Below are 20,552 nucleotides of genomic sequence, written 5' to 3'. Positions count from 1 at the left end.
TTATAATTGAGTAATCATATAGCCTTGCGACTTATATTTCTTTTGGTCAAAGTTAAAGTAACTTTTGTGAATAAGTAAATTTTGAACGTAATCTTTTACAATGATTGATGTTGTATCACCATTTTTACCATATTCCTTGTAATCGTAGATTTCATTATTCGCTGTATTGACTCCTAAAACCGAATATTTGATTGTTGAAGTTTTAGTTGGAGTTAATTTTATATACTGAATTGTTTTTCCTCCAACCGTTTTTTTATCTGTTAAAGCGTAGGTGAAATTAGTACGATACGTGTTCAAAACTTTAGTTGGTGTTAAGAAATCATCTGTGTTAGATGCATCAGAAATAGTTACTTCTTTGTCATCTTTTGCAATTGTATATAATTTTGTTCCTGTAAAAATTTGGTTGATATCGCCTACATTCAAGTTAAATTTTTGCTTCATTGCAAAAACTTCTCCCGAACGACTTGTTGATTTTCCATTTGCATTATGGCTAAAATCAAATTTGATGTAATACGAGTTTGCGTTGGTATATTTAGCGTAAACTTTGTCTAAGATTTGTTTTGCTGATTGAGCGTTTAATGTTCCAACCCCTACTAATAAGAGTATGAAAGAATAGATTATCTTTTTCATACAATTTAATTTTCTATCTGTTTTTAATAAATTTTAGTTCAAATTATTCAACAACTGTTCCAAACTCATGTCATCTTGTATCAATACCTGTCTTGCTTTACTTCCTTCGAAAGGACCAACAATTCCAGCAGCTTCCAATTGATCAATTAATCGTCCGGCGCGATTATATCCTAATTTTAATTTTCGTTGTAATAAAGACGCGGAACCTTGTTGATTCATTACAATTAATCGTGCAGCATCTTCAAAAAGTACATCACGATCAGATAAATCAATATCTAAATTAGATCCACCTTCTTCACCAACATATTCTGGTAAATGCATTGCATCTGGATAACCACGTTGTTCACCAATAAATTCGGTGATTTTATCGACTTCTGGTGTATCAACAAACGCACATTGTAAGCGAATTAATTCGTTTCCAGTGGTGTACAACATATCACCTTTACCAATTAATTGATCGGCTCCTTGCGAATCTAAAATCGTTCTCGAATCGATTTTTGACGTTACACGGAAAGCGACACGTCCTGGGAAATTGGCTTTAATTGTTCCTGTAATCACATTTACAGACGGACGTTGAGTTGCAACAATCAAGTGAATACCAACAGCACGAGCCAACTGAGCTAAACGAGCAATCGGTAATTCAACTTCTTTACCAGCTGTCATAATCAAATCTGCAAACTCATCCACGATTAATACAATATATGGTAAGAATCTGTGACCAGCTTCTGGATTTAATTTACGTTGTTTGAACTTCGCGTTATATTCTTTGATATTTCGAACGAAAGCATTTTTCAATAATTCGTAACGATCATCCATTTCAATACAAAGTGAATTTAACGTGTTAATTACTTTTGTATTATCTGTGATAATTGCTTCTTCCGAATCTGGTAATTTTGCTAAATAATGACGCTCGATTTTAGAATATAAAGTAAGCTCAACTTTCTTTGGATCGACCATCACAAATTTTAATTCAGATGGATGTTTTTTATAGATTAACGAAGCGATAATTGCATTCAAACCAACCGATTTACCTTGTCCCGTTGCACCAGCCATCAACAAATGAGGCATTTTTGCTAAATCGGCAACAAAGGTTTCGTTCGTAATTGTTTTCCCGAAAGCAATTGGCAATTCCATATCAGCATTTTGGAACTTTTGAGAAGCAATTACCGAATGCATGGAAACCATCGAAGGATTAGAATTTGGAACCTCAATACCAATTGTTCCTTTTCCAGGAATCGGCGCAATAATACGAATACCAAGCGCAGCCAAACTTAAGGCAATATCGTCCTCAAGATTTTTGATTTTAGAAATACGAACACCAGCTTTTGGTACAATTTCGTACAATGTAACTGTAGGACCGATTGTTGCAGAAATTTCATCGATTCCGATTCCATAGTTTCCTAAGGTTTCGACAATTCTATTTTTGTTCGTTTCTAATTCTTTTTGATCAATTAAGGTATTTCCGTTGTCATATTTTTTTAACAATGAAATAGGAGGAAATTGATAATTTGGTAAATCTAAACGTTGATTGTATTCACCTTGCTCTTGTACCAATCGAGCAGAAGTCGCTTCAAATTCTTCTTCTTCATCAACGTGTTGAACTTTTAATTCTAATCCATTTTCAGAAGAGTTTTGAGTTGGTTGAATTTCTGTTTCTAAATTTTCTTCATCATTAATTGATAAAAAATCTACTTGATTATTTTCTTCCTCATCATCTGCCAAATCTTCAACCACTAATTCTGTAATATTAAGTGGAGTTTCTTCGATTGTTTCTTCCTCTTTTGGTTGATTAATTTTAAATTCTTGATGAAATGCTTCGTTTGGATTTACTTTATGAGATTGAATTGCTTCTTTCTCTTGTTGTTCTATCAATTCTAATTCTTGCGATAAACTATCTTCTTGTTGCTTTTCAGCATCTTGATTGAATTTATTTATCTTTTCTTGTTCTTCTTTTTCCTTACGTTTTCTTAATTCAAGCTGTTCTCTCTTGATTTTTTCTTGCTCTTTTTCTATGCGCTCAATTTCTTTTTGTTTCGCACGTTCTTCCATTTTTTCTTGGATAGATTGATACGTCATTCGGAAATGAATGACACAATAAATCAATAAACTAACGAAAAGCAATAAAATTACACCCCATTTACCAATAAAGCTATTTAGGAAATCATTAATTTCAAATCCCATTACGCCAGAAAACATGTGTTGAGTTGGTAAAATACAACCAAAAAATATTGGCAACCAAATCATGAAGAAAATGCTTTGATAAAGCGTTGTGAAAGGCTTAATTTTTTTCCAATTTGTAGCAACTTTAACTCCTAAGAGAATAAAGAAGACTGGGACAAAAAATGAAACAATTCCGATTCCTTGCAAAATGAATGTTTCACCTAATAATGCGCCAAACTTCCCGAAAATATTTTCGGCGGTTTGACTTTTATCTAATAAATCAGAGATTTGGCTCTGATCCATAAAACCATTAAAAAAATAAGAAATAAACGAAGCTAATAGTAATAAACCGATTACTAAAAACAGTATACCTATAATTGTTTTGACGATTTGTTTTTTAGGAGTTTTTGGTGTTTCCTGTGTGTTTTTTATAGCCATTTTAAGGTTGAGTATAATTGAAGCAAAAATAATAAATCTAAAAGTACGAATCTAACGAAAAGTATTTAATTTTATATAAAATGATAAAGACTAAGATGATTTAATTTTTTTTTATGATGAATACAGAAAGCCCTTTTTTTATTTTATCCTTATTATTTGGTCTAATATTTATAATTATGGGAATTGTACAATTAATTTTTCCTGCAAAAAATATTAATCCATTATATGGTTATAGGTCAAACTTATCAATGAAAAATATTGAGAATTGGAATTTTGCACAAAAATATTCCAGAAAAATTATGTTTTATTTTGGAGTAATTTTTTTATTAATTGCCTTATCAGGACTTTTATTTGAAATAAATTACATCTTTGCTTCAATTATTTCACTAGGTTGTATGACTACCTTTTGTTTTTTAACATTCGTTTTGACAGAAAAAAAATTAAAAAAAATGAATAGATTTAATTCTTAAAATTATAACCATTATATTTGCCAATAGTATGGAAAATTTTGTTGTTTCAGCCAGAAAATATCGCCCGTTAAATTTTGAAGATGTAGTTGGACAAGCGTCTATTACAAATACTTTGGAGCAAGCGATAAAGTCAAATCAATTGCCACAAGCTCTTTTATTTTGTGGACCAAGAGGTGTTGGAAAAACAACATGTGCTCGAATTTTAGCACGTAAAATCAACGAAGAAAATGGAGTAGAAGGCGATCAAGATTTTGCTTTCAATATTTTTGAGTTGGATGCGGCATCTAATAATTCGGTTGATGATATCAGAAATTTAATCGATCAAGTACGTATTGTTCCTCAAATTGGGAAATATCGTGTCTACATTATTGATGAGGTTCATATGTTGTCAACAGCTGCTTTCAATGCGTTTCTGAAAACCTTAGAAGAGCCACCAGCGCACGCTATTTTCATTTTGGCAACTACAGAAAAACATAAAATTATTCCTACTATTCTTTCTCGTTGTCAGATTTATGATTTCAAACGAATTGGAGTTGAAGACATCAAAGGGCATTTGAAAAATGTTGCTGAAAAAGAACAAGTAACTTTTGAAGATGATGCATTGCATTTGATTGCTCAAAAAGCAGATGGTGCGTTACGCGATTCTTTATCAATCTTTGATAGAATGTCAACTTTTACCAATAAAAATTTGACCTATTCTTCAGTAGCAGAAAACTTGAATGTATTAGATTACGATTATTACTTCAAGATGACAGACGCGTGTTTGGAAAATGATATTCCGCAAGCGATGTTGCAATTGAATGATATTTTGAACAAAGGTTTTGATGCACATTTATTTATTTGCGGTTTGGGCGCTCATTTCCGAGATTTATTGATGGCGAAAACAGCTAATACAGTAAGTTTGTTGGAAGTTGGTGAGCGTATAAAAGCAAAATATTTGGAGCATGCACAAAAATGTTCAGCAACGTTTTTATTTGGAGCAATTGAAATTTGTAATGAGGCCGATTTAAACTACAAATCGAGTAAGAATCCTCGTTTAACAGTTGAAATTGCATTGATGCAATTGGCTTCGTTAACGGCAGAAGAAAACGGGCTTAAAAAAAAAAGTATAGGATAGTTCCGCCAACGTTTTATTTTTCTGAACAACAAACTTCTAAAATTGAAGTTCTTCAAATTCAGCAAAATAATTCTATTCCTCAAAATGGACAAACTTCACAACAGGTAAATACGCAACACGTTAAAACTTCGATTTCAGAAGAAGTCAAAGAATATACGCGTGCTTCAAAACCGATTAGAACAAATGGTAATTCGTCGTTTAGTCTTAAGATGGCTTTGCCTGGAGCAAAAGTAGAAGAACATCAAGAGGAGATTTTACGAAATGATTTGCCTCGAGAAAAGTTTACATTGGATCAAGTAAAAGAAGGCTGGAAAAGATTTTTGGATCGATTAAAAATCGAACATAATATTCCGTCCTATAATGCTTTGATGACAACTGAACTTGGCTTGGAAGGTGATGAAATTATTTTCGAATTTACTTCTCATTCATCGGAACAAGAATTTGAGGAATACCGTGATCGAATCAGAAATAGTTTGAGAGCATTCCTTAAGAATCACTATTTTAGTATTCAAATTAAGTTTTCTGAGAAGGAAGCAACGAATCATATCTTATCAAACAAAGAAAAATTTGAGAAATTATCAGATAAAAACCCGATTTTGTTAAAATTAAAAGAAGAATTTGGTTTAGATTTGTATGATTAATGAAAGTTTCTTATTAAACTTGCAATAAATTTTTATAAATAATGAAAAAAGTTCTTTTAGGGATTTTTGTTGTTGCGTCGTTAGTGTCTTGTAACAAAGGAAAATCTGTAGACAAATTAGAAAGCGAAGATCAAAAAGCTTCTTATGCTTTCGGAACTGGTCTTGGTGAGCAAATCAAAGGTCTTGGAGGACGTTTAGTTGAAACTGATAGTATCAACTACGATCAATTAGAAAAAGGGATCCGCGATTACTTAAAAGCAGGTAAAGAAGGTAGAGAATCTTACGCGATTGGTCAACAAGTTGGTCAGCAAATTGAGACGGTTATTAACCAACAACAATTAGATCAAATGGACAAGGATATTATTGTTCAAGGGATTATGGATGTTGTACGTCACAAAAAATTGTTGATTACACAAGAAGCGGGAATGGGAATTTTAGATACGTATGCAAAAAATCACCAACAAAACTTGGTTAAGAAAAATGCAGACGAGTCTAAAAAATTAGTAGACGAGAAGAAAAAAACTTCTGGTGCTAAAACAACTGCTTCTGGATTAGTTTATGTTGTAGAAAAAGAAGGAACAGGTGCTAAACCAAACATTAATAGTATTGTTAAAGTAAAATATACTGGTAAAATTTTAGCTACTGGTAAAACTTTTGACAGTACAGATAAAAACCCTGAAGCTAAAGGAGGTGTAGAATTTCCTTTGAACCAAGTTATTCCAGGATGGTCAGAAGGTTTACAATTAATGTCTAAAGGATCTAAATACAAATTCTATATTCCAGCTAACTTAGGTTACGGTGAAATGGGAGCTCCTGGAGGACAAATTGGACCAAACCAAGCATTAGAGTTCGAAGTAGAATTAGTAGACTTTAAAGAAGGTCAACCAGCGCCACAAGGTCAACCAGGTGCGCAAGGAGGACAAGGTTTATCTGAAGAGCAAATTAAAGAATTACAAAAACAATTCGAAGCTCAAGCACAACAAGGTAAATAATCATCGATTAGATATAACAAAAAAATCCACTCAATTGAGTGGATTTTTTTTATGGATTAATTTTTAAATTATTTCAAATATTTAAAAATTTGATTTGCTTCTACAGAACCTTTTTTGATTGTAACAAGATTTTTATCCTTGTCGAATAAATAAAATGTAGGAATAGAAGTTGGTTGAAAAATTGGACCAAATTCGTAATTAGAATCATATAATAATTCTACATTTTTATTGTTTACAAAATTAGATGCGTGCTCTTTTAGGAAAGGGATAGCGTCTTTTGCTTCGTATTCAGAAACCAAAATAATCTGAGTGTTTTTTAAATGTTCTTCGTAATTATTGCTAAAATGATTCAAGGCTAATTGGCAGTGAATACATGTTGGCGAATATAAAACGATTAACGTTTGTTTTCCTTTTTTGATATCTTTTGAACTGAAAATTCCTTCGGATTGCATTTTTACAAAAGAAAATTCTGGAATAGATTTTAGCGTATTTTCTGTTTGTGCAAATGTAAAAATCGAACAAAAGAATATCAATAAAGCAGTAATTTTTGTTTTCATGTTTTAAGAAAAATTTTGACGAAAGTTAGTCAATTCTATCCAAAATAAAAACGACAGTTTATAAAACTGTCGTTTTCCTATTAAATAAATGCTAAAAATATGTTTAACTCTGAGAAAATTAGAATTTGAAATTTACTTGTGCAGCCATATTAAATGGATCGATTTGGTTGATGTAACCTCCACGGAAGTAAGAATTGTATCCTAACTGATCTGTAATGTTATTAAAGAATAAACGGAAGTCAAATCTTTTCATAGAATATCCAACTTGCGCATTTAATGTATAATAATCTGGCAATAAGAAAGGTTTGCTTCCTCCGTAGAAATTACCATGAGCATCACGATCTAAACTTTGTTCGTTAGATGGTCTTGAACCTACGTAGTAAACACCAGCAGAAACAGTGAAACCATTCAAGAAATTATTTTCAATAAATTTATATTGAACCCAAGCATTTGCTGTATTGTAAGGCGCATTAGATGGTCTTGAATCTTCTACATATTGAGGAGAATCGTGGTAACCAGCATCTAAGTATGCATATCCTAACATAACTTGTAAGTTTGGTAATGGACGACCAGCAACTTCAAACTCGATACCTTTACGTCTCAAATTACCAGCTTTTTCGTATAAACCAGTTGCTGTTTGATTTTCGTATGTTTCGAATGTTAAGTTATCGTTGTTCATGTTGAAGTAAACTACGTTTGCACGTAAACGGTCGTTGAACCATTGTGTTTTAACACCAACTTCTACTTGATCTGTAACAGAAGGTCCAGCTTTGCTTCCATCAGTCATAATGTTTAAAGCAGAGCGTAAACTTGTGTTTGTTGCATAAGTAATGTAAGCATTTACATTTCTCCAAGGAGAAACAACTAAACCAACAACAGGATCTACAACACCATCGTGGTTATCGATTAAATAGCTATAACGTAAACCTCCAACAAATGTGATTAAATCTTTATAAGAGAAATGATGTTGTGTCATAAATCCGTAAGAATAACCTCTTGATAGATTTGTTTTGTCTTTGTTCCAAGCTAATTTAGCTTCTTGCTCAGGAGTTAAGTTGATCGAATGGTTAATATCTTTGAAAACATCAATTTGATCAATAGTTCCGATACCATCTGCAGTTCTTGTTTCTAAACGGTTGATTGTATAATCATATCCAGCTTGCCAATTCCATTTGAAATCACCAAATCTCATATCTTTACCAATCAAGTCAATTTGTAAAGTCGAGTTTCTATCATCTCTAAAAGAACGACCTAATCCACGATTACGAATGTTATATTCTGTACTTCCTTTTGGTGAAGCTAACGTTGCTCCTAATTGGTCACTGTTGTAGAAGTTACTAAAGTAAGCAACTCTAGCACTAATATTATTTGTTAACTGTCTTGTAATACGAGCAGCGTAAGAATAGTTTTTGATTTCGGTATTATCGATATCATATCCCATAAATTTATCACCGATATCGTATAAAGCTTCAGTAAAATTATCTCCTAAATTGATAGTTCCACGATCTGGCGTTTTATCTCCTTTGTAATAATCAAACTCAGCAACAAATTCAGTTTTATCATCAATTTTCCAAGCCATAGATGGATTTACATAGAAAGAATTACTGTTAATAACATCTCTATAACTATCTCCATTGTTATATGAACCTGTTAAACGGAAAGCTAAATTTTTATCTTCTGTAACTGTTCGTTGAATATCATATGTAGAACGGAAAGTATTCCAGCTTCCATATTGAGCAGAAATATGTCCTTGGTTGATGTAACGTGGCGTTTTTGTTGTAACGTTAATTACACCTCCAGCAGAACCTAATCCATTTCCAATTCCTTGTGTAACCGCAGCAGAACCACGAATAACTTGAATAGATTCTACACCAGCCATATCAATAACAGCAGATCCTGTACGGAAATCAGAGTCCATACGAACACCATTTTTTAAGACAGGAACTCCTCTATATCCACGAATAGACATCGACTCGCGAATACCTCCATAACTTCCAAATAACGTAACACCTGGTACATTACGAGTAGCATCTGTAATTGTTTGTGCACCTTGTTCTTCAATTAACTTTTCAGAAATAATTGAAATAGATTGAACTTGATTTTGAGGATTTGCAGGAAAACGTGTAATTGTTTCTAAACCTCTTTGATTCTTGTTACGATCTCCAAAAATTTCAACTTCTTGTAGATTGCTAATTGAATCTTTTTTCTCTTTCGTTGTTTCTTGAGCAAATGCCGTAGAAAAACTAAGCAGAGTAATTGACGCAAGTAGAAGATTATTTCGTTTCATATGTTATATATATTTATTCTAAATAAAATTAATAGTGCAAATTTAATTAGACTTAGTATAAATAAAAAAAAGAAATCGACTGATAGATATCATCTATCAGTCGATTTTGTTAAATATTTTAAGAAAATGGATGTTTACTCGAAAAAAGAGAAGTGTACGTTTCCGTATTTTTTGTGTTGTACAAAGTTTGGATGCTCTTCAAAAGAAATGCTTGATGGGTGTTCTAAAACAAAATTTCCACCTTCTTCTAACCATTGATTATCGATAACCAAATTTGGGATTTTTTTGTAAGTTTCTACATCCAAATCGTAAGGAGGATCAGCAAAAATAATATCAAACTTTTTGATTGGTTGCTTGTCCAAATATTTAATGACATCACTTTTTACAGTAGAAATAATATCATCTAATTTTAATTGTTTCGCTGTTTCGTCCAAAAATTTTACACAACCGTAGAAATTATCAACCGAAGTTACTTTTTTTGCTCCACGTGAAGCAAATTCTAATGAAATACTTCCAATTCCAGAGAATAAATCTAAAACGGTAATTTCGTCGAAATACCATTCGTTGTTTAAGATATTAAATAAAGCTTCTTTCGCGAAGTCTGTTGTTGGGCGCACCGGCAAGTTGGTTGGTGCTGTGATTCTTTTTCCTTTTAATGTTCCTGAAATGATTCGCATTCGAATAATTTATATAATGTAAAATATTGCCCAAGTTGTTTGTCTGCTTCGTTAAACGAAATATGACGCACATATTTTTGTAAAGTTTCGTAAAAATCTGGCGAATTTAAGATATCGCCAAAAGCATACAATGAAACGGTATTTGGACTAATATTTAATTGATTTAATGTATACAAAATGTAAAACAAAAAGTCTTCTTTCGTTTTTGTTTCAAATAGATTATAAAAAATAAATTCTCCATTGCTCAACACGCAAACTTCTAATTTTTGATGCATTAAATTGATATAAATTTCATCGTTTTTAGAATTAATCATTCCATAATCTACCAAGAATTTGCCCGAATGATACAAACGCGCATTTTGCAAATTCGGTAATGAAAGCAAAATATCTTTTAGTGGATAATGAATATTGTAGATAATTGATGCATCTACATTTTCCAAAGGACAATCGATCGCTAATTTTACAGGACTATAGTTAGAAAGTGATAACAATTCCTCAAAAGGTTTGTGCGCAAAGTGATTTGGAACAACATTTACAGTTGTCGACAAAAAACAAATATGCACATAATCATATTCTTGTAGCAAAGTCAAATTAGAACGCAATTCATGTTCAATCTCAATTTCCGTTTTGTTAAGATTTGTAAAATCTACCGAATAGTCATACACATCCGAGTACGAAGTCGTTTCTCCGTCGGTTGTTTTGGTAATATAACTAAGCATATCGTGAGATAGTAAAATCGCTAACGAATGTTGAGTTGTTTTTGACATAAATTTTTCTTTATCCTTGAATTTTTAACTCGTTGATTAAGATATATATTAATCCTAATGAAATCAAAAATAACAAAATTTTGAAAGCAATCTTCATACAGAAAATTTATTTTAGCAAAGATACTATAATTATTTTGTTGATTAAAGAAGCATTTCAGCCGAATCTATTTTAAATTTACAGAAATTTGAAATTAAAAATTGTGAAAAAAATAGCCGTAATTCCAGCTCGTTATGCAGCAACACGTTTTCCAGGTAAATTGATGCAACAATTGGGCGATAAAACTGTGATAAGAATGACGTACGAAAATGTTGTCGCTACTAATTTGTTTGACGATGTTTTTGTGGTGACAGATTCTGATTTAATTTTTGATGAAATTGTTTCGCACAACGGAAAAGCAATCATGAGTATCAAAGATCACGAAACAGGAAGTGATAGAATTGCTGAAGCTATACAAGATATAGAATGTGATATTATCTTGAATGTGCAAGGCGATGAACCATTTGTGAACGAAAAAGCTTTGGCAGATATTTTATCCTCTTTTGATGGAGAATTGGGAAAAACTGTAGATGTGGTGACTTTAAAAGAATCCATTACAAAGGAAGAAGATATTAACAATCCTAATTTTGTAAAAGTGGTCACTGATATTAACGATTTTGCATTTTATTTTTCGCGTTCAGCAATTCCATTTGCACGTGAAACTAATTTTACACCAAATTATTTTCGTCATTTAGGGATTTATGCGTTTAGAAAAGAAGCTTTGTTGAAGTTTTCAACACTTGAAATGCGTCAAAATGAGCGTGCAGAAAAATTAGAACAATTACGTTATTTGGAATATGGAATGAAGATTAAAGTGATTGAAACCGAATCGATAGGAGTAGGAATTGATACACCAGAAGATTTAGAGCGTGCAAAAAAGTACTTATCCACTATTGTTAAAAAATAATCTTTAAACTTTTTATGATTTATATTTGCCCTAAAATCAGCTATACTTGACGTGGAAATGAAATAATTAAGTTAATTAATACTTAAAAAATTATTTCGGTATGAATGTTGTTGTAAAATGGAGTAAATAAGTAAAATAGTGATTATGAGTGATTCATGGAAAGAATACGAAGCAGAAGGATTAATTGAAAAAAGATCCTTTTTAGTTTCAAAAGATGGTCTTGTAAAAAAATTATACACAGGACAAGATAAATACAAAATCTTAGAAGGAGCGATTAACAATGGTTATCGTGCGATTTGGGTAACAAAAGCAGACGGAAAACGTACAGCTAAATATGTACATAAAATGGTTGCCGAAACTTTTTTACCAAATAAAGACAATAAAGAATATGTAGTGCATTTGGATCATAACAAATTAAACAACGCAATGGATAATTTGAAATGGGCAACATTGGACGAATGGAAAGAGCACAACAAGGATTTATTTAGAATGATGAAAGGACGTTCTCGTTTAGACAGTATTCCAAATAGTAAGTTGACAGAAGCACAAGTTATTCGTCTGAAAAAGAAATTAATTGATCCAAATAGAAAAACAAAAATTTCTACACTAGCAAAACAATTTAATATTTCTCAAGGTCAGGTTTACCGTATTTTAAGAGGTGAAAATTGGGCTCATATAGAAGTTAAAAAAGACTAAAAGACAATATTTCTTTACAGAACTTTAAATTAGTTTTTATATCTTGTTCGACAGATTGTTAAAAATTAAAAAAGTTCTTATGTCGAAATTGACGTTTAGCGCGCTTATGATTTCATTATTTTCTGTGACTACATTTGCACAAAATGCAGAGAAAATAATCGAAACTCATATTCAAAAAACAGGAGGAGAAGCAGCTTGGAATAATTTGAACAGTATTATCCTAAAAGGAGAAGCCATTATAAATGTTGGAGATTCTTATCCAATGATTGTTTATCATCAACGCCCTTACAACAAAAAAGTAGTGTTTGTGATGAATGGAAAAGAAATCTTGAACGAAGGATATGATGGTAGAATGGGATGGACATACAGTGAAGTTGCTAAGAAAAATGTAGCTGTAAAAGATTATAAACCAGACTCTTTTGATTCGGATATTTTGAAATATAAACAAAAAGGATTTAAAGTAAAATACTTAGGTGTAGATAAATACGATCAAAATAATAGCTGTTACAAAATAGAATTAACAAAAAATACAAATTCTACAATATATTGTTTTGATAAAAATTCGTACGAAATTGTAATGGAAAAAAATAAAGACGAAACACTTTATTACTCTAATTTCAAGACGTATAACGGATTATCTTTTGCCACAAAAGTGGTAGGAAAACCAGTTGATGGAGGAGAATATGTGATTAAATTTAATGACATAAAAATCAACCCAGCAATAGATAAGAAAAATTTTAAATTCTAAATATATAAAAAGTGGTTCATCAAGAATCACTTTTTTATTTCTGTTGATTTATACTGCTTAGGTAGTATAAGTTTTTTACTTTTGTACTCTGAATGAAGAAATTAAAATATGGCTTTAGACTCTATATTTGATCAAAATAAAAAATACGAGAAGAGCTTTTTTCTAAGATTATTAGAGAAAGCAAGAAAAGATTATCCAGATTCAATTTCTTTTATAGATGATCTAATTTCTAAACTTCAAAATAACCCTACATATCGATTAATTTTTCGCGAAAAACTTCAAAATACATTCGGGAAAATCAATTTCGTTAGCTATTTAGTAGATAGTGGAATTCATCTGGAAGATAATTTATTATCCATTTTTCGAAAGAAAATAATGGATTCTCTTTTACCAGATATCGAAGATAATAATGAATTAACTTCTGTGGTAAATGAGATTTTTTATAATTCGAAAAACTTATCAGCAATCCGAATTATTCCAAGAGATCGTTGGCGAAAATTTTTCGAAGTATTGTATCAAGATATCGAACCAGATAATTTTAAAGGAAACGTTAACAATATTCAGAATCAGCTTTTACAAGCAATTTCTATTTTGACGGTTCGTATTACTGGAGGATTTTCGGATAAAGAAATGATGCGTTACAGTAACGAGGTTAATTATCTTGATAATCCATTCTCTAAACTTTCGATGCAGATTAGTAACATTATCGAAAATCCACAAGCTGGCTTTGATATGTTAGAAATCAAAGAAAGTATTTCGAAATGTAAACATTTGTTAAATGATATTTTAACACAAAAAGATTACAAAGGAATTTCATTGAAAGTTGCATCAAAAATCAATCGTTTGCAACAACAATTAGTTCGTTTGCAAACAATTTTAAATAGTTATAATGAACTAAGATTACACGGAATAATTTCTTTCTATAGTCTTGCAACAAAGAAATGGGTTGAATTTTATGCACCAAAGAATTTTATGAGTAATCAGTTAGGTTCTACGGTTTATTTAATCACTTTCTTAGTTACTTATCATAATGGTAAGACAGGAGAAAAATATATTACGCAGACAGCCAAAGAGTATAACAAGATGTTTTGGACAGCTTGTGGAGGTGGTTTTATTGTTTCTTTTTTGTGTTTTATCAAAACCGGAATTGGAAATATACATGATACATCGCCATTGTTTAAAGCATTTTTCTTTAGTATTAATTACGCTGTTGGTTTCTGTACGATTTATTTGACACATATGACGCTTGCTACAAAACAGCCTTCTATGACAGCAGCTCGTTTAGCTCGTTCGCTTGTGCCGACTTCTGGTTCTGAACTGAATGTGAAAGATTTTACAACTTTATTTGCGCAATTAGTAAGAAGCCAAATGATTGCTTTTTTAGGAAATGTTGTTGCAGGTTTTGTGGTTTCATTAGGAATATTTTATTTACTCAACGAAATCTTAGGATTAGAAGTTTTAAAATATTCTAAAGCGTATCATTATTGGGAAGAAGTAGTGATAATGGATTGGCATATTTTTTACTTCGGAGCAATTGCTGGAGTCTTCTTATTCCTTTCAGGATTAATTTCTGGAATTACAATTAATAATCAACGTTTTCATAATATTCCAGAACGTATTTATAATCATCCAATTCTGAAGAAATCATTTTCAGAACGTAGAAGAAGAAGAATTTCGAATTGGTTTGAGAAAAATATGGGAGGAGTTGTCGGTAATGTTGCATTCGGTTTTATGATGGGATGTGCCTTTTTGATTGGCGATTTTACAGGTCAACCTTTCGATATTCGACACATTACTTTCGTTTCAGGAAACTTCGCGATTGGTATTGGAGGAATGGGCTATCATTTTGATATTGGACCAATGATTATAGGTTTTATTGCAATTTTCATGGTTGGTTGGAGCAACTTCTTAGTTAGTTTTATCTTATCATTATTAATGGCAATGCGATCTAATAATATTCCTTTTTATAAGATTTTTACGATGATTTCACATACATTAAAAGCATTTTTCCGAAACCCATTACCATTTTTTATTCCGCCTTTATGGACAAAAAACAAAGAAGAAGCTTAGTTAGAAATGGAAACAAACTTTGAAAAACAATTACGTTACGATAAAGCTTATCTTAAAATGGCTTTTGAATGGGCGAATCTATCCTATTGTGAACGCAAAAAAGTTGGTGCAATTATTGTTAAAAATCGAATGATTATTTCTGATGGTTACAATGGTACGCCAAGTGGTTTTGAGAACAAATGCGAGGACGAAGCAGGGAATACAAAATGGCATGTTTTGCACGCCGAAGCAAATGCAATTCTAAAATGTGCAACGTCTACACAATCTGCAGAAGGAGCGACATTGTATATTACACTTTCGCCTTGTACAGATTGTAGCAAACTTATTTTGCAAGCAGGTATAAAGCGCATCGTTTACATTCAACAATACAAAGATCTTTCTGGGTTAGAGTTTTTAGAAAAATCAGGAATTACAATTCGACAAATTACGGAAGAAGAATTATACAGTTAACATTTCAATGAGAAGTTTTTTCAAGGTTATTAATATCGTATTAGTTGTGATGATTATTTTCTTAATCGGTTTTATGGTTGGGAAAAAATACGACTTTGCGTTCGATGAAAACAAGGATATTGTAGGTTTGCAATATTCGGATAACGAACAAAAAATTCGTCGATTAGTTTCTTTGATTGACAATGAATATGTGAACGATGTTAATTCGGATAGTTTGGTTGATGATGCGATTCATTATATGGTTGCCAAGCTAGATCCACATAGTACATATATCGACAAAGCTTCTGTACAAAAGGCAGAAGAACAATTGAAAGGTGAATTTGTTGGAATTGGTATTCAATTTCGTACAATGAATGACACCATTGTTGTTGAACGTACATTACCTGGAACGAAAAATTATGGTAAACTAGAGTTTGGAGATCAATTAGTTGCTGTAGATAATCAATCTTTGGTTGCAAAAGATAATAAAACAATAGAAGGTTTATTGAAAGGTAAGAAAGGATCGGAAGTTAAACTATCTGTTATTCGCGATCGAAAACCAGTTTCTGTTACGCTAAATCGAACTATTGTTCCAATTCCTACGGTTACTGGAAAACATATGTTAACGAAAGATATTGGTTATCTTAAATTGACTCGTTTTTCTGAAAATTCTGCAAATGAAGTTCACGAAGGTTTACAAAATTTATTGGATCAAGGCATGAAAACTTTGGTGTTCGATTTACGCGGAAATCCTGGAGGAATCATGCATATTGCAGAAGAAATTGCAGATGAATTTTTGACGAAAAACGAATTGATAGTTTACACACAAGACAAACAAAAACGTAAAAAATATATTTACGCTACAAATAGAGGTCTTTTCGAGCAAGGGAAAATTTATGTTTTAATGGACGAAAATTCTGCTTCCTCGAGTGAGATTGTTGCGGGAGCTTTGCAAGATTACGGACGTGGAATTATCGTTGGTCGTCGTTCGTTTGGTAAAGGTTTGGTGCAACGCGAAATTAGTTTAGGAGATGGTACTAAGGTACGTTTGACTGTTGCAAACTATTACACACCTTCTGGACGATCTATTCAAAAACCTTTTGATAAAAAAACGGCAAAATACAGCGACGATTTATACAAACGTTTAAAATCGGGTGAATTATATAGTAAAGACTCAATTAAAATCAATAAAGATTTAGAGTTTACAGCGCCTTCAGGTAAAAAAGTGTACGGTGGTGGTGGAATTATTCCTGATGAGTTTGTTGCATTAGATACAAATTCGGTTTCGAACTGGTTGTATTATAATCAAGATGCAAATTATTTTAATGACTTTTTATTCAAGAAAATTTATTCAATTCACGATTTTTTCATGTTTCATAACGAAGCAATTTATCTAAAATATTTTAGTGCTGGGATGTATAGAAATGAGTTTTTAGGTGTTTTAGGAATTCCTTCAAATGAGTTTAACCCTGTCTTTTCAACAACTGTTGATAACTACATGAAAGCCACAATTGCTGGAACTTTATATGGTTCTCGTGCATTTTATCAAGTTTGGATGCCCGAAGATGAAATGATAAAGCGTATTTTTGAACTTGAAAAAATAACGAAGTAAATGCTGTGGAAAGATGCTTTGTATGACTATCAAATGTATCTGAAATTAGAAAAAAGAGTTTCTGCCAATACAATTGAAGGTTATCTACGCGATATTCAAAAATTAATTAATTATTCTGATAAACAACCTTTAGATTATTCACAAGATGATTTAAGGGATTTTGTACACGATTTTGCATCGAGTGAATATAGCGTGCGTTCGCAAGCGCGTGTTATTTCTGGCTTGAAAAGCTTTTTTGGGTACTTACAACTCGAAGATTTTAGAGAAGATAATCCAACTTCTTTGCTCGAAACTCCAAAAATTGGGATGAAACTTCCTGATGTACTTTCTGAAAAAGAAATTGATAAAATGATTGAAGTAATTGATTTATCAAAACCAGAAGGACAGCGCAATCGTGCGATTATAGAAGTGCTTTATGGTTGTGGTTTGCGTGTTTCGGAATTGATAAATCTCAAAATTTCTGATCTCTTTTTTGATGATGGTTTTATTCGTGTCATTGGGAAAGGAAACAAACAAAGACTTGTTCCGATTAGCGATTATACGATAAAATATATTAACTTGTACAAAGAAAGTATTCGTATTCATCTTCCTATACAAGCTGGTTTCGAAGATTTTTTGTTCTTAAATAGAAGAGGTAAAAACCTGACACGTGTGATGATTTTTACAATCGTGAAAGAATTATCGATAATTGCTGGAGTTAAAAAAACAATTAGTCCGCATACATTTCGTCATTCTTTTGCGACTCATTTATTGAAAAATGGAGCAGATCTTCGTGCAATTCAGTTAATGTTGGGACACGAAAGTATTACGACGACTGAAATTTATACGCATGTTGATCAAGAATTTATTCGAGATGCGATTATCAAATTTCACCCGAGAAATAAATAGTTTAATCATCCTGAATCTGTTTCAGATTTTACATTAAATAGAAAAGAAATGATAAAATCATTCAAGTTTTGTCCCAATTGTGGACATACGATCGATCACTTTGACTTTAGAAAAATGACATGCAACAATTGCGATTTGGTCTATTATCAAAACGTAGCTGCTGCGGTGGCGGTTATTCTTAAAAAAGATGACAAAATCTTGTTTACTGTTCGTAATAAAGAACCAAAAAAGGGAATGTTAGATTTAGCTGGTGGATTTACAGATCCAGATGAGTCGGCAGAAAGAACGTGTCAACGAGAGATTGAAGAAGAATTAGGAATTAAAATTCCTTTAGAGAATTTCAAGTATTTTCTTTCGCAACCCAATACATACGAGTACAAAGAAGTTCCGTATAAAACGTGTGATTTAGCATTTATTGCTGATTTTCCTGACGAAGAAATTGTTCTTGAAAAAGATGAAATTGCAGCTATAAAATGGATTGCTATCAACGAAATTAATTTAGACGACATTGGTTTTGATTCATTAAGAAAAGTGGTAGAAATTTATATTAATTCTTTGAAATAGTTCACATGATGTTGAAATAAGTTCAACCGGGCGTGATTTGTCAACCTGAACTCGTTTCAGGTTCTCATCATTAAAATATTAACAATGAAAAAAATACTTTTATTAAGTGCTATTTTCCTAACAATGGTTTCGTGTAGCACGCAGAATGTAGCGGTAGATTATGACCGAGATTTTGATTTTGAAACAAATAGAACGTATTCTTTTACGCAAACAGGAAATTTAGGATTGAATGATTTAGATTCTGCTAGATTATATTCTTCGATTGAAAAAGGAATGTTATACAGAGGTTTTCAGAAGTCGAATGATGGAAATTTAACGTTAGACGTGAAGCCAGAAGAATATGTTTCAAAACAACAAAATTCTAATGTTGGAATTGGAATGGGAACGGGTGGCTATGGTTTTGGAGGTGGAGTTTCGGTTGGAATTCCGATTATGTCTCAAAAATTAAATCAAAATTATACGATTTCGATGAAGGATGAAGGAAGATTGGTTTGGGAAGGAACCTTGAAAATTCAAATGCCATTGAAAGCTTCGCCAGAAGCTCGTGCAGCAAATATTCAGAAAGGTGTAACGAAATTGTTGCAAAAATTTCCACCTAAAAAGAAATAACAAAAACCTTGAGATTTTTCTCAAGGTTTTTTGTTTAAAATTTTGACTGATTTGAATATCCGATTCCAACGGTAAAATGCGGTCTCCAGCGTGTTTTTCTAACTGAAATAATTTATTCAAAACGGCACTTTCAGTAAACCAACGTTTTAACCTAAAAAATATTGGTAGATAATAACAATTATGTTAAGTGAAATATGATTGATATTTTCAAACTCTGAAAGATCCATTTTTTCTTTTACAAATTCTTCCATTTTTAATATATTTTTTCTGTGTCATCACGAGTGAAAAATAAATAACTTTACTATTTCTAATATCTATATTTCCATATTATATTTTTATACTATTGATAATTATATAAATTAATAATGATTTATATACAAATTTAATAAGACAGCATACATAATAATAAAATTAAAAAAGTAAACAAATTTGCTAATCCTATAATACATTTATTCAAAATACTTTTATATTAGTTAATCTATAATTAAATCATAATTTATGAAAACAATACTTTCAATAATATATCTTCTATCTTTTACTACAATATTCTGTCAAGAAAAATTAAAAATTGAATATGAATTCAGAAATGAGTTTGATTTTGAAAAAACTACAAATCAAATAAGTAAAGAAATATATAAAAATAGCAACGACAATAGGTTATATTTTGAGTTAATTACTTCTAAAAACGAATCGACTTTTAATAAAATTGATCGAGTAGACAATTCGCAAAATAAAAGTGGAGCATCAATAAGTTTTGTAAGCGGACCAGGAGGGTTTTATTATAAAAATATTAAAGAGAAGTATTCCCTTTCAGAAATAAATTATAATAACAAGAATCTACTTATTTATGATTCTATTAAACAAATGAAATGGATTCTTAAAAAAGAATATACAAAAATTTTAGGATTTGATGTGAAGAAAGCTATCCTTCAAGAGTCAGAGAATACATTTATTGAAGCTTGGTATGCGCCTAAGCTTGATTTTAAAAATGGTCCAACAAATTATGATGGTTTACCTGGAGTCATTTTAAAATTAACTATAATTAATAAAGATGGAAATCAAGAAAATAAACAAATTTATTCAGCAATAAAAGTCAATGTGAGTGATAAATTTAAAATTTCTAAACCAATAAAGGGAAAACAGTTAAATCAAACTGATTTTGATAAAATGATTCAAAAAGACAATATAAATTTTAATGAAACATTTTTACAAAAATAAAAAAGGTTAGACTAAAAAAGACACTGTACCAAAAACTG

General features: G+C 31.2%; 20 protein-coding genes. 14 read left to right on the top strand and 6 right to left on the bottom strand.

All coding sequences use genetic code 11. From position 1 onward, the window contains the following. Together B3M86_RS08495 and B3M86_RS08490 are read right to left on the bottom strand one after the other, a co-directional pair. Complete coding sequence (locus tag B3M86_RS08495; RefSeq protein WP_221854525.1) at positions 1–630, bottom strand: LolA family protein; 630 nt, start codon at positions 628–630, stop codon at positions 1–3. 33 nt (positions 631–663) lie between these two features. Beyond that, positions 664–3,228: an FtsK/SpoIIIE family DNA translocase gene (locus B3M86_RS08490; RefSeq protein WP_291047234.1), complete on the bottom strand. Its 2,565-nt coding sequence runs from the start codon at positions 3,226–3,228 to the stop codon at positions 664–666. Positions 3,229–3,404: 176 nt separating this feature from the next. Between B3M86_RS08490 and B3M86_RS08485 the strand changes: the two genes are divergently transcribed. The 4 genes from B3M86_RS08485 to B3M86_RS08470 all read left to right on the top strand — a co-directional run bounded on the left by B3M86_RS08485 (position 3,405) and on the right by B3M86_RS08470 (position 6,448). Beyond that, on the top strand, positions 3,405–3,698 hold the full coding sequence (locus B3M86_RS08485; protein ID WP_291072069.1) for an SdpI family protein: 294 nt from the start codon (positions 3,405–3,407) through the stop codon (positions 3,696–3,698). A 28-nt stretch (positions 3,699–3,726) separates the two neighbouring features. Next, positions 3,727–4,815, top strand: a complete 1,089-nt coding sequence (gene dnaX, locus B3M86_RS08480) for a DNA polymerase III subunit gamma/tau (RefSeq protein WP_115001827.1) — start codon at positions 3,727–3,729, stop codon at positions 4,813–4,815. 209 nt (positions 4,816–5,024) lie between these two features. After that, positions 5,025–5,456 (top strand): hypothetical protein, encoded by a 432-nt coding sequence (locus B3M86_RS08475; protein WP_115001825.1) that lies wholly within the window; start codon positions 5,025–5,027, stop codon positions 5,454–5,456. A 41-nt stretch (positions 5,457–5,497) separates the two neighbouring features. Further along, complete coding sequence (locus B3M86_RS08470; RefSeq protein ID WP_125349774.1) at positions 5,498–6,448, top strand: FKBP-type peptidyl-prolyl cis-trans isomerase; 951 nt, start codon at positions 5,498–5,500, stop codon at positions 6,446–6,448. 68 nt (positions 6,449–6,516) lie between these two features. Here B3M86_RS08470 and B3M86_RS08465 read toward each other — a convergent pair whose 3' ends face one another. The 4 genes from B3M86_RS08465 to B3M86_RS08450 form a co-directional block, all read right to left on the bottom strand. Next, on the bottom strand, positions 6,517–7,005 hold the full coding sequence (locus B3M86_RS08465; protein WP_219034399.1) for a TlpA family protein disulfide reductase: 489 nt from the start codon (positions 7,003–7,005) through the stop codon (positions 6,517–6,519). 118 nt (positions 7,006–7,123) lie between these two features. Next, positions 7,124–9,292: a TonB-dependent siderophore receptor gene (locus B3M86_RS08460; RefSeq protein ID WP_291047235.1), complete on the bottom strand. Its 2,169-nt coding sequence runs from the start codon at positions 9,290–9,292 to the stop codon at positions 7,124–7,126. Positions 9,293–9,426: 134 nt separating this feature from the next. Beyond that, positions 9,427–9,969 carry an RsmD family RNA methyltransferase gene (locus B3M86_RS08455; RefSeq protein ID WP_280049619.1) on the bottom strand — a complete coding sequence of 181 codons (543 nt, stop codon included), beginning with the start codon at positions 9,967–9,969 and terminating at the stop codon, positions 9,427–9,429. Continuing rightward, a complete protein-coding gene (locus B3M86_RS08450; RefSeq protein ID WP_180905191.1) occupies positions 9,945–10,736 on the bottom strand; it encodes a DUF3822 family protein in 792 nt (263 codons plus the stop codon). The genes B3M86_RS08455 and B3M86_RS08450 overlap by 25 nt, the downstream gene beginning before the upstream one ends. Positions 10,737–10,936: 200 nt before the next feature. On the opposite strand from B3M86_RS08450, the gene kdsB reads away from it, so the two are divergent. From kdsB to B3M86_RS08400, 10 genes are all read left to right on the top strand, one after another. Continuing rightward, entirely contained in the window at positions 10,937–11,680 is a 744-nt protein-coding gene (kdsB, locus tag B3M86_RS08445; protein WP_221854531.1) for a 3-deoxy-manno-octulosonate cytidylyltransferase, read from the top strand. Between the two features lie 144 nt (positions 11,681–11,824). Further along, positions 11,825–12,376, top strand: coding sequence for an HNH endonuclease (locus B3M86_RS08440; RefSeq protein WP_038332702.1), 552 nt, complete (start codon positions 11,825–11,827; stop codon positions 12,374–12,376). A 106-nt stretch (positions 12,377–12,482) separates the two neighbouring features. Next, positions 12,483–13,124, top strand: coding sequence for a LolA family protein (locus tag B3M86_RS08435; RefSeq protein WP_291072067.1), 642 nt, complete (start codon positions 12,483–12,485; stop codon positions 13,122–13,124). A 108-nt stretch (positions 13,125–13,232) separates the two neighbouring features. Next, positions 13,233–15,194: a site-specific recombinase gene (locus B3M86_RS08430; RefSeq protein ID WP_221854532.1), complete on the top strand. Its 1,962-nt coding sequence runs from the start codon at positions 13,233–13,235 to the stop codon at positions 15,192–15,194. A gap of 6 nt (positions 15,195–15,200) precedes the next feature. Beyond that, positions 15,201–15,644, top strand: coding sequence for a deoxycytidylate deaminase (locus B3M86_RS08425; protein WP_219034393.1), 444 nt, complete (start codon positions 15,201–15,203; stop codon positions 15,642–15,644). A gap of 7 nt (positions 15,645–15,651) precedes the next feature. Then, positions 15,652–17,235, top strand: a complete 1,584-nt coding sequence (locus tag B3M86_RS08420; protein ID WP_291051285.1) for a S41 family peptidase — start codon at positions 15,652–15,654, stop codon at positions 17,233–17,235. Beyond that, positions 17,236–18,123 (top strand): site-specific tyrosine recombinase XerD, encoded by an 888-nt coding sequence (gene xerD / locus B3M86_RS08415; protein ID WP_180905186.1) that lies wholly within the window; start codon positions 17,236–17,238, stop codon positions 18,121–18,123. A 48-nt stretch (positions 18,124–18,171) separates the two neighbouring features. Then, positions 18,172–18,687, top strand: coding sequence for an NUDIX hydrolase (locus B3M86_RS08410; RefSeq protein ID WP_291047248.1), 516 nt, complete (start codon positions 18,172–18,174; stop codon positions 18,685–18,687). A gap of 84 nt (positions 18,688–18,771) precedes the next feature. Then, complete coding sequence (locus tag B3M86_RS08405) at positions 18,772–19,296, top strand: DUF4136 domain-containing protein (protein WP_291047250.1); 525 nt, start codon at positions 18,772–18,774, stop codon at positions 19,294–19,296. Between the two features lie 498 nt (positions 19,297–19,794). Beyond that, positions 19,795–20,514, top strand: a complete 720-nt coding sequence (locus B3M86_RS08400; protein ID WP_291047252.1) for a GLPGLI family protein — start codon at positions 19,795–19,797, stop codon at positions 20,512–20,514. The last annotated feature ends 38 nt before the right edge of the window (positions 20,515–20,552 follow it).

The sequence above is a fragment of the Empedobacter sp. UBA6305 genome (assembly GCF_002440405.1).
GTDB lineage: Bacteria > Bacteroidota > Bacteroidia > Flavobacteriales > Weeksellaceae > Empedobacter > Empedobacter falsenii_B.
The sequence above is the reverse complement of the archived record's forward strand: the minus strand, read 5'-3'. Positions and strand labels throughout refer to the sequence as shown.